Annotated in this window: 12 protein-coding genes; 7 read left to right on the forward strand and 5 right to left on the reverse strand. The window is 69.4% G+C overall.

Annotated elements, in window-relative coordinates:
* The first annotated feature begins 139 nt into the window (after positions 1 to 139).
* The 5 genes from treZ to ON27_RS09790 all read left to right on the forward strand — a co-directional run bounded on the left by treZ (position 140) and on the right by ON27_RS09790 (position 5,383).
* Positions 140 to 1,879 carry a malto-oligosyltrehalose trehalohydrolase gene (treZ, locus tag ON27_RS09770; RefSeq protein ID WP_086007456.1) on the forward strand — a complete coding sequence of 580 codons (1,740 nt, stop codon included), beginning with the start codon at positions 140 to 142 and terminating at the stop codon, positions 1,877 to 1,879.
* A gap of 126 nt (positions 1,880 to 2,005) precedes the next feature.
* A complete protein-coding gene (locus ON27_RS09775) occupies positions 2,006 to 3,259 on the forward strand; it encodes a serine hydrolase domain-containing protein (RefSeq protein WP_043722885.1) in 1,254 nt (417 codons plus the stop codon).
* Positions 3,260 to 3,409: 150 nt separating this feature from the next.
* Positions 3,410 to 3,982, forward strand: coding sequence for a TetR/AcrR family transcriptional regulator (locus ON27_RS09780; protein WP_043722889.1), 573 nt, complete (start codon positions 3,410 to 3,412; stop codon positions 3,980 to 3,982).
* A gap of 383 nt (positions 3,983 to 4,365) precedes the next feature.
* Positions 4,366 to 4,842, forward strand: coding sequence for a hypothetical protein (locus ON27_RS09785; protein WP_043722892.1), 477 nt, complete (start codon positions 4,366 to 4,368; stop codon positions 4,840 to 4,842).
* 142 nt (positions 4,843 to 4,984) lie between these two features.
* Entirely contained in the window at positions 4,985 to 5,383 is a 399-nt protein-coding gene (locus ON27_RS09790; protein WP_043722894.1) for a PPOX class F420-dependent oxidoreductase, read from the forward strand.
* A 96-nt stretch (positions 5,384 to 5,479) separates the two neighbouring features.
* Here the strand turns inward: ON27_RS09790 and ilvA are convergent, their stop codons facing one another.
* Both ilvA and ON27_RS09800 read right to left on the reverse strand, forming a co-directional pair.
* Positions 5,480 to 6,835, reverse strand: coding sequence for a threonine ammonia-lyase IlvA (gene ilvA / locus ON27_RS09795; RefSeq protein ID WP_043722931.1), 1,356 nt, complete (start codon positions 6,833 to 6,835; stop codon positions 5,480 to 5,482).
* Positions 6,836 to 6,909: 74 nt separating this feature from the next.
* A complete protein-coding gene (locus tag ON27_RS09800; protein ID WP_043722897.1) occupies positions 6,910 to 7,344 on the reverse strand; it encodes a nitroreductase family deazaflavin-dependent oxidoreductase in 435 nt (144 codons plus the stop codon).
* 87 nt (positions 7,345 to 7,431) lie between these two features.
* Between ON27_RS09800 and ON27_RS09805 the strand changes: the two genes are divergently transcribed.
* Positions 7,432 to 7,665, forward strand: a complete 234-nt coding sequence (locus ON27_RS09805; protein WP_043722934.1) for a hypothetical protein — start codon at positions 7,432 to 7,434, stop codon at positions 7,663 to 7,665.
* 207 nt (positions 7,666 to 7,872) lie between these two features.
* A complete protein-coding gene (locus ON27_RS09810) occupies positions 7,873 to 9,084 on the forward strand; it encodes a T6SS phospholipase effector Tle1-like catalytic domain-containing protein (protein ID WP_051046396.1) in 1,212 nt (403 codons plus the stop codon).
* Here ON27_RS09810 and treY read toward each other — a convergent pair.
* From treY to ON27_RS09825, 3 genes are read right to left on the reverse strand one after another with little or no spacing between them, the layout of a single operon-like run.
* Entirely contained in the window at positions 9,070 to 11,502 is a 2,433-nt protein-coding gene (gene treY / locus ON27_RS09815; RefSeq protein ID WP_083887474.1) for a malto-oligosyltrehalose synthase, read from the reverse strand. The genes ON27_RS09810 and treY overlap by 15 nt on opposite strands.
* A gap of 11 nt (positions 11,503 to 11,513) precedes the next feature.
* Positions 11,514 to 13,634 carry a glycogen debranching protein GlgX gene (gene glgX, locus ON27_RS09820; RefSeq protein ID WP_043722899.1) on the reverse strand — a complete coding sequence of 707 codons (2,121 nt, stop codon included), beginning with the start codon at positions 13,632 to 13,634 and terminating at the stop codon, positions 11,514 to 11,516.
* Positions 13,635 to 13,693: 59 nt separating this feature from the next.
* Entirely contained in the window at positions 13,694 to 14,239 is a 546-nt protein-coding gene (locus ON27_RS09825) for a cupin domain-containing protein (protein ID WP_043722902.1), read from the reverse strand.
* Positions 14,240 to 14,368 lie beyond the last annotated feature (129 nt).

Raw genomic sequence — 14,368 nt, forward strand, 5'->3', positions numbered from 1 at the left:
GTCGGTCCTGCCCTCGACCACGGCGCGGACCGCGTGAATCGACTCGGCGAGTTGGCGCGACTCGGGACCGCGCACGCCGCTGCGCCCGGGCCGGTGCGGGTGCCAGGCGAGCCGGACGCGCCCGTGCGATGCTGGCGCGGTGACTGTGTTCGAGGTGTGGGCGCCGCGGCCGGAGTCGGTGCGACTGGATGTGGCGGGTGTCGTCCACCCGATGCGGCGCTCGCCGGACGGGTGGTGGCGCGCCGAGGTTCCCGCCGCGAGCGGAGCGCGCTACGGCTTCCTGCTCGACGACGACCCGACCGTGCTGCCCGATCCCCGCTCGCCCCGCCAGCCCGACGGAGTGCACGCCCGCTCGGCGCTGCACACCCTCGATCCGGCGGGCTGGACCGACGCGCACTGGACCGGGCGGCCCTCGGCCGGGGCGGTCTACTACGAGCTGCACATCGGCACCTTCACCACCGAAGGCACCTTCGACGCCGCGATCGAACGGCTCGACCATCTCGTCGCGCTCGGCGTCACCGTGGTGGAAGTGATGCCGGTGAACGCCTTCGACGGCACGCACAACTGGGGCTATGACGGCGTGCTCTGGTACGCGGTGCAGGAGAGCTACGGCGGTCCCGACGGCCTCCAGCGGTTCGTGAACGCCTGCCATGCCCGGGGGCTGGCGGTCTGCCTGGACGTCGTCTACAACCATCTCGGCCCCTCGGGCAACTACCTGCCGCGCTTCGCGCCCTATCTGACCGAGGGACGCAACACCTGGGGGCAGAGTCTGAACCTCGACGGACCGCAGTCCGATCACGTGCGCGCCCACATCATCGACAACGCGCTGCGCTGGCTGCGCGATTTCCACATCGACGCGCTGCGCCTGGACGCGGTGCACGCCCTGGTCGACCGCACGGCCACGCACCTGCTGGCCGAGCTGTCGGTCGCCGTGGAGCGCCTGGCCACCCACGTGCGCAGGCCGCTGACGCTGATCGCGGAGAGCGATCTCAACGATCCGACGCTGATCACCCCGCGCGCGGCCGGTGGCTACGGCCTGACCGCGCAGTGGAACGACGACCTGCACCACGCCGTGCACACCGCCGTCTCCGGTGAGCGGCAGGGCTACTACGCCGATTTCGGCTCGCTGCGCTGCCTGGCGCGCACGCTGAAGCACGGGTTCTTCCACGCCGCAACGTATTCCAGCTTCCGGGGCCGCACGCACGGCCGCCCGATCGACCGTGGCCTGATCCCGGGAAGCGCGCTGCTGGCCTATACCTGCGACCACGACCAGATCGGCAACCGCGCGCTCGGCGACCGGCCGAGCGCCTACCTGACCGACGGCCAGCTGGCGATCAAGGCCGCTCTCGTGCTGTGCGGGCCGTTCACGCCGATGCTGTTCATGGGGGAGGAGTGGGGCGCGCGCACGCCGTTCCAATTCTTCACCTCGCACACCGACCCGGAGATCGCCGCCGCCACCGCATCCGGGCGCAAGAAGGAGTTCGCCGCCCACGGCTGGCCCGAAGGCGACGTGCCCGACCCGCAGGATCTGAAGACCTTCCTGCGCTCCAAGCTCGACTGGACCGAACCGGACGAGCCGGAGCAGGCGCGGCTGCTGTCCTGCTATCGCGCCCTGCTGGCCTTGCGTCGCGAGCGGGCGGAACTGAGCGACCCTTGGCTGACCCACGTGTCGGTGGACTACGACGAGGCCGCGCGGTGGATCGTGGTGCACCGCGGCACGCTGGCCCTGGTGTGCAATCTCGGCGAGGACCAGGTCGCGGTGCCGGTCGCGGGCATCCCGCTGCTGTCCTGGGAATCCCCGACCATCGGGCCTTCCGCGACAACCGTTCCCGGCCATTCGTTCGTGCTGCTGGAAACGGCGCCGCCGGGCCCGCGCTGAGGGCGCGGAAAGCCCACTGGCGGACGGGTCTTTTCCGGTGAATTTCCGGGGCTGCCGGATAACGGCCGTACAACTGTCCGAGACAGGCGCTTTGCCGGAATCGCCCCGCGCCATTACCGTGGAGAGATGAGCAACGTCGCTTCCGGGGACCTCGCGGTTCTTCCCCCGGGGATGGGTGGCAGCGCCGCCGCCGAATTCGCACCGTTCGTGCGGGCTTTCGCACGGGCGTTCGGCAATCGCCGGGGTGCGGGCGCGGCGTTCTCGCTGCACCGGTACGGAGAGCCGCTGGTGGACGTCTGGGTCGGCTCCGGTGGCGACGCTCCGTGGACCAGGGACACGGGCACGATCATCTTCTCCGCCACCAAGGGCGTCGCCGCCACCGTCGTGCACCGCCTCGCCGATCGCGGCTTGCTCGACTATTCGGCCCCGGTCTCCGAGTACTGGCCGGAATTCGGCTTCAACGGCAAGCGCAGGATCACGGTGCGTCAGCTGCTGACCCATCGGGCGGGGCTGTCCGCGCTGGCCCCGATCGCCACCGGCGGACTGGCCGACGTGCTCGACCACGAACTCATGGAGCAGCGGCTGGCCGCCGCGAAGCCCGACCGCCTGCTCGGCGTGCCCACCTACCACGCGTTGACCTTCGGCTGGCTGATCGGCGGCCTGACTCGCGCGATCACCGGCACCGGTCTGAGCGAGCTGATCCGCACCGAAGTGGCCGAGCCGCTCGGCATCGAGGGCCTGCACCTGGGCAGGCCGCCCGCCGGCGCGCCGATCACCTACGCCCCGCTGGCGGGCACCCAGTTGAGCATGCTGGGCAAGCCGCTGGGCGCCGCCGTGCTGGGCCGCAGCCACCGGATTCCCGGCGCGCTCGGTGCCGCCACGCGGTGCCTGTTCCTGCCCGGTCTGGAAGCCATTCTCGAGGGCGTCAGCCCGCCGATTCTGGACACCGAACTCGGCGCGGGCAACGGGGTGTGCACCGCGCCCGCGCTGGCGAAGATGTACGGCGCGCTCGCCAACGACGGCATGGGGGCCGACCGCAGGAGGTACCTCGGCGGCCACACCATGAAGGCACTGCGCCGCGTCGAGACCTATCAGCCCGATCGCGCGCTGTTCTACCTGCCGATGATGTGGCGGCTGGGCTACCACTCGCTGCCCATGCCGGGCGCTCACGCGGGTTTCGGGCACATCGGCCTCGGCGGCTCCTTCGGCTGGGCCGAACCCCGGCTGGGCCTGTCGGTCGGGTTCGTGCACAACCGGCTGTCGGCCGCTCAGCTCAGCTACGACCAGTCGGCGGCGTTCTGGCTGCTGCCGCTGATGCTGAACTGCCTGCGCGCCAACCGCCGCCGGCTACCGGCCACGGCCACGCCCAAGGCGGCCTGACGCGCCGGAACCGGGCTCGGGTCGGGGCGAACCCGAGGCTCTGACCACCGGCATTCCAGCGCGCATCAGCAACCTCCGCGTGGCGGGCTGCCCGGTGGACAGCATCAGATCTAGTGACACTAGATTGTCAAGCGGTGCTATAGTCCGGCTATGACGCCCCAGACGCGACGAGAACGGGAACGCGCCGAACGGCACCGGCTGATCATCGACACCGCTCGCGAGCTGGCCGAGTCGCAGGGCTGGGACGCGGTGACCGTGCGCAGGCTGGCGGAACGGATCGAATACAGCCAGCCGGTGCTGTATTCGCACTTCGCGGGCAAGGACGAGATCGTCACGGCGGTCGCCGAGGAGGGCATCGCGGAGATGGCCGCGTCCAGCCGCGCGGCGTTGGAGTCCGCGGGCGGCGAGCCGCGCGCGGCGTTGGCGGCGGTGGCGCGGTCCTACCTCGAGTTCGCGACCGCGCGGCCCGCGCTCTACGACGCGATGTTCCTGATGAAGGTGAACCTCGCGTTCGGCGAGAATGCCTCGCAGCCGCTGCGGGACGCGTTCGCCGTCATGTTCGCCGCCTTCTCGCCGTTCGCGGGCGAGCACGATCCGGAGACCTTCACCGAGGTCGGCTGGAGCGCCCTGCACGGCCTGGCGACCCTCGACCGCGGTGGGCGTCTGCGTCCGGCTCAGCGGGACGCCCGCCTGGCGGTGTTGATCGACCAGTGGACCCGGTAGACCGCTGCCGTGGTGAGCGCATCGACTCGGGAGTGGTCACACGGGTTGTGACCTGATCGAGGGCGGCAGGTCGGCTCACCGGCGTCGAGGCGGGGGTTGCCGGTGCAGTGGATCGCCGACCTCGGCGCTGTGGGGCTGTCCGCCACTCGGTCGAACCGGGACCGCGATGCGCCAGCGTCACCAGCGGTTGCTGCGCAGATTCGCGGGCGCTCGGTGAGCGGCTTGCTCGCGTAGGCGGTGCGCGGCCGGAACGGGCAGTGGGGCTCGCTATCCGGGCGCGATCGCGCGGCGGCTGCAATCTAGCAAGGCTAGACATTATAGCGAGAGTGATGTTAACGTTGCTCAAGTTTCTAACGTTGCTAGATTTTGAAGGGAAGCCGAAGATGCTCATCGTCACCGGCCAGATCATCGCCGCCGCCGCCGTTCTCTTCAATGCCGTCGTCTACGGCACCGACGTCTGCGGGGCGGTGATCACCCGGTCCGTGTACCGCAAGCTCGATGACGCGACCGTGACCATGAGTGCGGGATGGGGGCACTACTACGGCGACAAGCGCATGCCGATTGTCGGTGTGGCGGGTGTGGTCACCGCGGTGCTCACCCTGGTGATCGCGCTGTGGGCCGGGCAGCTCGGCGCCGCTGTCGCGGCGGGGATCACGGTGGCGGCGCTGCTGACCTGGCTCGCCTTCTACGTCCGCATCGCAAAGCCGATCAATTCCCGGCAGACGGCCGCTGCGCGCAGCGGCATCATTCCGGCCGACGCCCGCGCGCTGCAGGACAGGTGGGACAGCATCCTGAAGTACCGGGTCACCCTGCAGTTCATCGCGATCGCCGGACTGTGCGCCGCGCTGATCCTGTTCTGACCTCAGCGCGCGGGGTAGGCGGTCGCGCTGAACCGCCGACGCAAGCGCGCGGCAGGCAGCAGCGTGCGCTTCCCGCATCCGACAAACTTCCGGCTGATTGCCGGAGCACACCTGATATCGAAATTCACGAGGAGTAACCGAGATGACCTTCACCAGCAAAGAACAGCAGTTTCTCGCCGAGGCCGGGATCGGCCGCTTGGCCACGGTGTCGCCCGACGGCGTTGTGCAGAACAACCCGGCCAGCTATCGGGTGAACGCCGACGGCACGATCGACATCGGGGGCATGCGGATGCGCGCCAGCCGGAAGTACCGCAATGTCGAGGCGGGCAGCCGGGTGTCGTTCGTCGTCGACCAGCAGGTTTCGCTGGAGCCATACGTGATCCGCGGTATCGAGGTACGCGGCACGGCCGAGGCGCTCGATGACGAGGAACCACCGTTCGAACCGCAGGAACGCGCGGTCATCCGCATTCACCCCGAACGGATCATCTCCTGGGGCATCGACGGCGGATCGTTCGACTTCACCAGTCGCAGCGCCGAGTAGCGCGGAACAGCCGGCTCGGCTCAGGAGCCCGAGCCGGCCCGACGCGCGAGGATCCGGCCGAGGTCGGCAACCCCGGAGTTGGACGTGCCGGAAGGCTCAGGTCAGGTACCGGTACGCCGGGGAATCCGGCTCGAGGCGTTCGCACTGGATCGGGGAATGCCGCATCCTTTCCAGCAGCGGCCCCAGCCCGTCCGGTGCGCCGAGTTCGATGCCGACCAGCGCGGCGCCCGTCTCCCGGTTGTTGCGCTTGACGTACTCGAACAGCGTGATGTCGTCGTCGGGGCCTAGCACCTCGTTGAGGAAGCGGCGCAGCGCGCCGGGTTCCTGCGGGAAATCCACCAGGAAATAGTGCTTGAGGCCGCGATGGACCAGGGAACGCTCGATGATCTCGCCGTAGCGCGAGACGTCGTTGTTGCCGCCGGATACCAGGCACACCACCGTCGAACCCGGCTCCACGGTGATCTCCGCGAGCGCCGTGGTGGTGAGCGCGCCCGCGGGCTCGGCGATGATGCCCTCGTTCTGGTACAGATCGAGCATGGCGGTGCAGATCGCGCCCTCGTCGACCTGCATCATCTGGAAAGCGCCCGCGCCCCTGGGCGATTGGGTGGTGGTCAGCAACGGCAGCGAGGCGTGCGAGACCACTCGCCCCCCGAATCCGGACACCGCGGTGTAGGGCACCGTGCCCACCCGGCGCACGGCGGCGCCGTCCACGAACGGGTCGATCTCCGGCAGCGTGACCGGACCGCCCGCCACCAGGGCCGCGGTCATCGAGGCCGCGCCCGCGGGCTCCACGCCCAGGATGGCGGTGCGCGGGGACCGCGCGCGCAAGTAGGTGCCGATCCCGGCGAGGCAGCCGCCGCCGCCCACCGGCACGATCACCAGGTCGGGCGTGGCGGCGAGCTGTTCCAGGATCTCCGCGGCGATGGTGCCCTGACCGGCCGCGGTGCGCGCGTCGTCGAACGGCGGGACCATGGTCGCGCCGGTGCGCTCGACGTCGGCGGCGGCGGCCGCGGCGGCGGCGTCGTAGGTCTCGCCGACCGCGATCAGCTCGACGAACTCGCCGCCGTGCACCCGGATGCGGTCGCGCTTCTGCTTCGGAGTGGTGGTGGGCACGTAGATGCGGACTTTGATCCCCATCGCCCGGCACGCGAACGCGACGCCCTGGGCGTGGTTGCCCGCGCTGGCCGCGACCACGCCCGCGGCGCGTTCGTTCTCGGTCAGCTGCACCACCAGGTTGTAGGCGCCGCGCAGCTTGTAGGAGCGGACCGCGCTGAGATCCTCGCGCTTGAGATAGACGTTCGCCCCGGTCAGCTTGGACAGCCGCTCGCTGCGCTGTAGCGGGGTCGGATCGATGACGTCGGCAATTCGCTTGGCGGCAGCATCGATCTCGTCCGCGGTGAGCGCGGGACGAGAAGCGGACAGTGCGTCGAGGACATCAAGCGGATCGGACACCCGAATCATGCTGCCACCCGCCACGGCGGTGAGCGGCGGCGGGTGGCAGTGACACGCTGGCTACCTGCGGAGAACTACCTGGGGGTGAGGACGAAGACGGGGATCTGACGGTCGGTCTTGGTCTGGTAGTCCGCGTAGTCCGGCCACACCTCGACGGCGCGCTCCCACCACTGCGCCTTCTCCTCGCCGAAGACCTCGCGGGCGGTGTAGTCCTTGTTGACCGTGCCGTCCCGCAGCTCCACATGCGGTTCGGCCTTGATGTTGTAGTACCAGACCGGATGCTTCGGCGCGCCGCCCAGCGAGGCGACCACCGCGTACTCGCCGTTGTGCTCCACCCGCATCAGCGGCGTCTTGCGCAGCTTGCCCGACTTCGCGCCTTTGGTGGTGAGCAGGATGATGGGCTTGCCCTTCAAGGTCGTTGCCTGGGTGCCGCCGGAGTTCTCGTACTCCTCGGCTTGCTCGCGGGCCCAGTCGGATGTGCTCGGTTCGTATTCACCTGTCAGTGGCATGACTGCGGCAACACCGTGCCGATCCGCTGTGTTCCCGGCCGCGAAAGTTCGCTGGCCCGAACTTACGATTCCGACTACCCTGAGGAGATGGCAGTCGTCCATCCTCCGGCTCGCAGCGCCACGATCGATATCGCGGGCAGCGCGTGGCCGGTCTACAAGCTCGACGCACTGCTCGTCGGGTTGGCGAGCTGCCTCGTGCTGGCCCTGATCACGGGGTCGATGCAGCTCGCGGTGCTGGTCGCGGTTGCGCTCGCCGCGGCGCGCTGGCTGATCGGGCTCGCCTTCGTGCGGCGCGCCGATCCGGGTCGGCGGCGCGCGTAGCGCCCAGCCGTTTCCCAGCCGCGCGAACTCGCGCTGCCGTATGCGATTACCCGCGTCTCGTTCGCGTAGCCGGGCCCGAAGTGCTGTGCCCGGTTCGTCGACTCGCGTATTTCGGCCGTGCCATTAACGCCGTCCGGTCTGTTCGGCGATGAATTCGAGTAGTCGAGTACGCGGGTTTCGGTGGGATACCAGCGGGAGGATCAGCGCATGAAACGCCTGGTTGTATGTTGTGACGGCACCTGGAAGGCCGAGTCGAGCGACACGGTCTCGAACATTGTCAAGATCGCGCAGACGATCCGGTTCGACGCGCCGGGACCGGCGGGGGAGAAGATCCAGCAGTGGGTCACCTACGTTTCCGGCCCGGGCGCCCGCGGCTTCATCAGCGATCGTCTGATGGGCGGCGCGTTCGGGCTCGGACTCGAGGCGAATCTGTCCTCCGCGTACTGGCACCTGGCCCTGAACTGGGAGAAGGGCGACGAGATCTACATCTTCGGCTTCAGTCGCGGCGCCTTCACCGCCCGCAGCCTGGCCGGTCTGATCAGCCGCATCGGGATCATGACCCCGGAGGCGATGATCGCGGGCAAGTACCCGGAGGCCCTGCGGATCTACCGCCAGCGCCCGCCCGCGCCGACGCCCGAGAACCCGGACCCGCCCGAGCCCGAGCAGTGGCGGGAGTTCCGCAGCGAGAACTGCCGCCGAGCGAAGATCGACTTCCTCGGCGTGTTCGACACCGTCGGCGCGCTGGGCGTGCCGGGCATCACCTCGCTGCGCCACCGGTTCCACGACGTCAAGCTCTCCCGCCACGTGCACTGCGCCCGCCAAGCGCTGGCCATCGACGAGCGGCGGCGCAACTTCGAACCGTCCGTGTGGGAGGTGCCGGTCGAACCGACCGTGAAGTACCGCCGTGGGTTCGAGCGGGTCAAGCAGGTGTGGTTCCCCGGCGTGCACAGCGATATCGGCGGCGGGTACGCCGAATGCGGCCTGTCCGACGCGACGTTGCAGTGGATGGTGCGCGAGGCGGAGTCGGTCGGGCTCTCCTTCGACCGCGATCGGCTGGCCAAGCTGTCCGAACGCTGCGACACCGCGAACGGGGACCACATGCGGCTGCACGATTCGCTGAGCATCGGCTACCGCATCCTGAACGTTCTTCGCACCTTGCGCAATCCGCGCAGCCCCCGCTTCCACTGGGATTCCTGGCGCCGGGTGTCCACGCCCACCGACCACGGGGTCCGGTTGGCCTCCAGCACACAGGACGCGCTGGACTACCGTCCCGCGAACCTGCGCCGCTGGCGCGACGAACTGGGCGGGGTGCTCCCGGAGGACACTTTCGAGCAGGTCCGCGGTGTGTTCTCCAAGGAGCTCCTGCGGGCTCCCGCGGCGGCCGGCGCGCCCGCGCTCGAACTGTCAGCGCACCAGTAGCGCCACCGGCAGCCGGGCGAACATCTTCTCCAGCCTGGCCCGGCCCTGGAAGGTGTGGCCGGTCAGCCGGTCGGTCCAGCTGCCCGCGGGCAGGTCGAGGAACGTGTCGCCCCATCCGGTCTCGGCCAGGCCCACGCTGTGGCGCGTGGCGGCGACGATGACCTCGGGCGGCTCGCCGGTGCGGCCACGAGCGTAGGACACCACCTTGGCCGCGTGGTCGCCGGTGGCGAACAGCGGCCGGTAGGCGCCGCCGACGAAGCAGTCCGGACGTTCGCGGCGTAACCACAGCGCGTAGGCCACGATCCACATCTTCGCCGCGCCGGTGGTGTCCAGCGCCGGTGTGCCGGTAAGCGATTGCAGCATGCCCGCGCGGGCGGCGAAGTCCACCGGCCTGCGATTGTCCGGGTCGACGAGGGAGTCCTCCCACAGCTCACAGCCCTGGTAGACGTCCGGGATGCCCGGGCCGCACAGTTGCAGCAGTTTCTGCGACAACGCGTCCGACCAGGCGTGCGGCGCCAGCTCGTGCACCAGGTCGCCGAGTTCGGAACCCACCGGCCCGTCGATCACCGCGTCCAGCCAGGCGTGCACGGCGGACTCGAACTCGGTGTCGGGCTCCTCCCAGGAGGTCTTGGTGTTCGCCTCGCGCATCGCCTTCTCGGCGAACGCGTGCAGGCGCTCGCGCAGCCCCGGCACCGACGCGGCCGGACGGCCGTCGGCGGGCCACACACCGAACATGTTCTGCAGCAGGAACAGTGCCGTCGCCCCGTCCGGCGCCGGAGTGGTCTCCAACCAGGAGTCGACATTGCGCGCCCAGGTCTCCGCGGCCTGGGACAGCACGCCGATGCGGGCGCGCACGTCCTCGCCGCGCTTGGTGTCGTGCGTGGACAGCGTCGTCATGGTGGCGGGCCAGAGCTGCGCGCGCTGACTGTTGGACAGGTGGAACTCGTTGAGCGAGTGGCCGAACCGCGCCGGATTGCCGCCCACCTCCTGCAACGAGACCAGCCGCGCGGCCTGGTAGAACATGGTGTCCTCGACCGCCTTGGCGGTCACCGCGCCGCAGACCTGGCTGAAGCGCACCGCCGCGGCCCCGTCGGCGGCCAGCGCCGCGACCAGCACCGCCAGCGGCGCGGTGAGTTCGCTGTTGCGCTTCTCCACCTCGGCGATCACCGCGCCCGCCATCCCGGCCAGCGGCGCGTAGTCGGCCCGGTACACCGGCATGAACGCCAGCACCTCGATGGTGGCGTTGGTCAGCGCCATCGTGTCGAAACTCTCGGCGTTCGCGTCCTGTTTGATCGCGGCGACCAGCCGCCGCACTTCCGGCGTCAGGATGCTCTCCGCGACCGCTCGCTTGATCCGGTGCTCGGTCTCGCCGATCCAGGCCCGGTCGCTGCCGTGCCCGGCGACCCGCCGCGACAGTTCGGTGAGCGCGTGCTCGCCGCGCGGATCGATCAGCACGCCGCCGAAATCGGCCAGCGCCTCGTAACCGGTGGTGCCGTCGATCGGGAGCGTGGCGTCCAAGGGCTCGCGGTTGGCCAGGATCTTCTCCACCAGCAGCAGCCGGTGCGGGCCGATCAGCCTGCGCAGCCGGGCGAGGTAGCCCGCGGGGTCGGACAGACCGTCCGGATGGTCGACCCGCACGCCGTCGATCAGGTCGTGTTCGCACCACGCGGCCAGTTCCCGGTGGGTGACCTCGAAGACCTCGGGATGCTCCTGCCGGATTCCGGCCAGGCTGCTGACGGCGAAGAAACGCCGGTAGGTGCACAGCCCGGCCTTCCAGCTCACCAGGCGATAGTGCTGCTTGTCGTGGATGCGCAGCGCGTTGTCGCCGTCGGTGCCCGGCGCGATCGGGAAGCGCAGATCGTGCAGGGCGAGCATGGGTTCGGCGCCCGTGCGGTCGACGGTCAAGGCGGCCGGGTCGTTCTCGCTCTGCAGCACCGGCAGCGCCAGGCGGCCGCCCGCGCCGTTGCCCGGGCTCCAGTCGATGTCGAAGTACGGCGCGAACCGCGACTCCTGGCCGTTCCGCAGAACGTCCCACCACCAAGCGTTCTGCCGCGGATCGGCGACCCCGACGTGGTTGGGCACCAGGTCGACGATCAGTCCCATGCCGCGGCTGCGCACCTCGTCGGCGAGGGCCTTGAGCCCGAGCGGGCCACCGAGCGCGGCGGAGACCGTGGTCGGGTCGGTGACGTCGTATCCGTGCGTCGAGCCGTGCGTCGCGGTGAGGATCGGCGAGAGGTACAGGTGGGAGATACCGAGCTGCTGGAGGTATTCCGCGATGGCGCGCGCTTCGGCGAAGGTCAGCGCGTCCGGGCGCAGCTGTAGCCGGTAGGTGCTGCGGATCGTGGTCTGGCGAGCGGGTTTGCGGCGGAGGGACACCGGGTCGGTCACGTGTATCTCGGCGGAGTCGGGTGCGTTCATCGGCATTCGGGTCAGGTGGCCTGGCGGAGGACGAGGAGACAGCGAGCTTCGACGGTGACGCTCGCGCCACCGGCATAACCGGCGTCGGCCAGGCCGGTCGGCGTCGAGCAATCCAACGCCACCGACCATCGCGCGCCTTCGCCGGTGCGGGGTAGCACGAAGTCGATAGCCGCGTCGTGGGCGTTGAAACACAGCAGGAACGAATCGTCGGTGATCCGCTCGCCGCGCGGGCCGGGCTCCGGGATCGCCTCGCCGTTGAGGTGGACCGCCAGCGACTTGCCGAAGCCGCTGTCCCAGTCCGTTTCGGTCATCTCCTCGCCGGAAGGGGTGAGCCACGCGATCTCCCGGGCGTCCCGCGCCGAACGGATCGGGCCGCGCGCCAGGAAGCGACGGCGCCGGAAGACCGGGTGCTCGGAGCGCAACGCGATCACCGCGCGGGTGAACTCGAGCAGATCGGCGTTCTTTTCGCGCAGCGACCAGTCCATCCAGGCCAGCGGCGAGTCCTGGCAGTAGACGTTGTTGTTGCCGTGCTGGGTACGGCCCATCTCGTCGCCGTGCGCGAGCATCGGCACACCCTGGCTGAGCATCAGCGTCGCCAGCAGGTTGCGGCTCTGGCGGGCGCGCAGCGCGAGAATCTCCGGATCGTCGGTCGGCCCCTCCACACCGCAGTTCCACGAGCGGTTCCAGCTCTCGCCGTCCCGGTTGTCCTCGCCGTTGTCCTCGTTGTGTTTCGCGTTGTAGGACACCAGGTCCCGCAAGGTGAACCCGTCGTGCGCGGTGACGAAGTTGACGCTCGCGCTCGGCCTGCGCCCGGTGGCCTCGTAGAGGTCCGAGGAGCCGGTGAGCCGAGAAGCGAACTCGCCCAGCGTCGCCGGTTCGCCGCGCCAGTAATCACGCACGGTGTCACGGAATTTGCCGTTCCATTCCGTCCACAGACCGGGGAAATTCCCCACCTGGTAGCCGCCCTCGCCGACGTCCCACGGCTCGGCGATCAGCTTGACCTGACTCACCACCGGATCCTGCTGCACCAGGTCGAAGAACGTCGACAGCCGGTCCACGTCGTGCAGTTCCCGCGCCAGCGTCGCGGCCAGATCGAAACGGAATCCGTCGACGTGCATCTCCAGGATCCAGTACCGCAGCGAGTCCATGATCAACTGCAAGGTGTGCGGGTGGCGCACGTTCAAGCTGTTGCCGGTGCCCGTGTAATCCATGTAGCGCGAAGGATCGTCGTCGACCAGGCGGTAGTAGGCGGCGTTGTCGATACCGCGGAAGCCGATCGTCGGGCCGCGGTGGTTGCCCTCGGCGGTGTGGTTGTAGACCACGTCGAGGATCACCTCGATGCCCTCGGCGTGCAGCGCGCGCACCATCGCCTTGAATTCGGTGACCGCCGATCCGGCGCGGTCCAGCGCCGCGTACCCGTTGTGCGGAGCGAGGTAGCCGAAGCTGTTGTAGCCCCAGTAGTTGCGCAGCCCTTGGTCGAGCAGCACGCGGTCGTGCAGGAATTGGTGCACCGGCATCAATTCGATCGCGGTGACGCCCAAGCCCTTCAAATGCTCGACGATCGCCGGATGCGCGATGCCGGAGTAGGTGCCGCGCAATTCCTCGGGCACCTCGGGGTGGGTCATCGTCATGCCCTTGACGTGCGCCTCGTAGATGACGGTCTCGTGGTAGGGCCGATTCGGCGCGCGGTCGGCGCCCCAGTCGAAGTAGGGGTTGATCACCACGCCGGTCATGGTGTGGCCGAGTGAGTCCAGTCCGTAGGTGTGCAGCGAGGGGTGGGCGTCGAAATCGCCGTCGAAGGCTTTGCCGTACGGGTCGAGCAGCAACTTGCTCGCGTCGCAGCGCAGGCCACGGTCGGGGTCGTAGGGGCCGTGCACCCGGAATCCGTAGCGCTGACCGGGATCGATGGCGGGAAGATACGCGTGCCAGACGTAGCCGTCGACCTCGTCGAGCGCGATCCGGGTCTCGGCGCCGTCCCCGTCGATCAGGCAGAGCTCGACCGCGTCGGCAACCTCCGAGAACACCGAGAAATTGGTGCCTGCGCCGTCGTAGGTGGCTCCGAGGGGATAGGCGGTGCCGGGCCAGACACCCAGTGGTGTCGCGTCGCCGGGCGCTGCGTCGGGCTGAGCCATGGCAACGACAGTAGCGGCAGACCGGCCCTCGGCTGTGCGGGTGGTTGTGGCCGAGCTGGTCAGTCGAGGTCGGAGGCGTTTTCCAACCAGCGGCGGCGGTAGCCGAGAAGTACCGCGGCGCGGGCGAGACCGCCGAGCACGGCCCGTTGCAGGAAGGCCGGGACACCCGCCAGGTAACCGTCTTGGTAATCCCACAGCAGGGCGAGGGCGAGCGGGTCACGGGGCACCCGCGCCGCGGTGGTCTTCCCCGCGCGATCCAGGTTGTGCCACAACCGGAACATCTCCCAATGCCGCAGCGGCGGCCGGATCTCGTGCTCGATCACCGTGCCGGGGAGCACGCTGTGGAACTCGTGCACCGTGCCCGCCCGCGCCCGCACCGTGTCGCCGGGATGGGCGACGATCTCCGTGCCGTCGACGCGGAATCGAAGTTGTCCCTGGCGCACCGTCCACCGCTCGGTGAGGACCGGGTGCCAGTGCGGGCCCGCCTGGCGCCCTGCTTGCGGTAGTACGTGCTCCAACCGCAGGTAGGGGCCGTGTTCGTCGGCGCTCTGCGCGACAAAGGTGACGCGGTGCCCGTTGCGGAAGGTGAGAGTGCGTGCCGGCATATTCCAGATATAAAGGTAACCTTCATATTGTGTCAACAGGAGAACCGACGCTGCTGAAGTTGCTCAGCCAGGCCACCGCCGCGTACGAGCGCGCGCTGAACGACGAGCTGCGCGCGCGGCTGGACGAAC

The organism is Nocardia asiatica NBRC 100129, from assembly GCF_000308415.1.
Lineage (GTDB): Bacteria > Actinomycetota > Actinomycetes > Mycobacteriales > Mycobacteriaceae > Nocardia > Nocardia asiatica.

Bases quoted from the DNA above. Each gene is read 5' to 3' on its own strand.
- ON27_RS09805 (WP_043722934.1), top strand. From the start codon at position 7,432: ATGGCAGTCGTCCATCCTCCGGCTCGCAGCGCCACGATCGATATCGCG.
- ON27_RS09810 (WP_051046396.1), top strand. From the start codon at position 7,873: ATGAAACGCCTGGTTGTATGTTGTGACGGCACCTGGAAGGCCGAGTCG.
- ON27_RS09785 (WP_043722892.1), top strand. From the start codon at position 4,366: ATGCTCATCGTCACCGGCCAGATCATCGCCGCCGCCGCCGTTCTCTTC.
- ON27_RS09780 (WP_043722889.1), top strand. From the start codon at position 3,410: ATGACGCCCCAGACGCGACGAGAACGGGAACGCGCCGAACGGCACCGG.
- glgX (WP_043722899.1), bottom strand. From the start codon at position 13,634: ATGGCTCAGCCCGACGCAGCGCCCGGCGACGCGACACCACTGGGTGTC.
- ON27_RS09800 (WP_043722897.1), bottom strand. From the start codon at position 7,344: ATGCCACTGACAGGTGAATACGAACCGAGCACATCCGACTGGGCCCGC.
- ON27_RS09775 (WP_043722885.1), top strand. From the start codon at position 2,006: ATGAGCAACGTCGCTTCCGGGGACCTCGCGGTTCTTCCCCCGGGGATG.
- ON27_RS09790 (WP_043722894.1), top strand. From the start codon at position 4,985: ATGACCTTCACCAGCAAAGAACAGCAGTTTCTCGCCGAGGCCGGGATC.
- ON27_RS09825 (WP_043722902.1), bottom strand. From the start codon at position 14,239: ATGCCGGCACGCACTCTCACCTTCCGCAACGGGCACCGCGTCACCTTT.
- treY (WP_083887474.1), bottom strand. From the start codon at position 11,502: ATGAACGCACCCGACTCCGCCGAGATACACGTGACCGACCCGGTGTCC.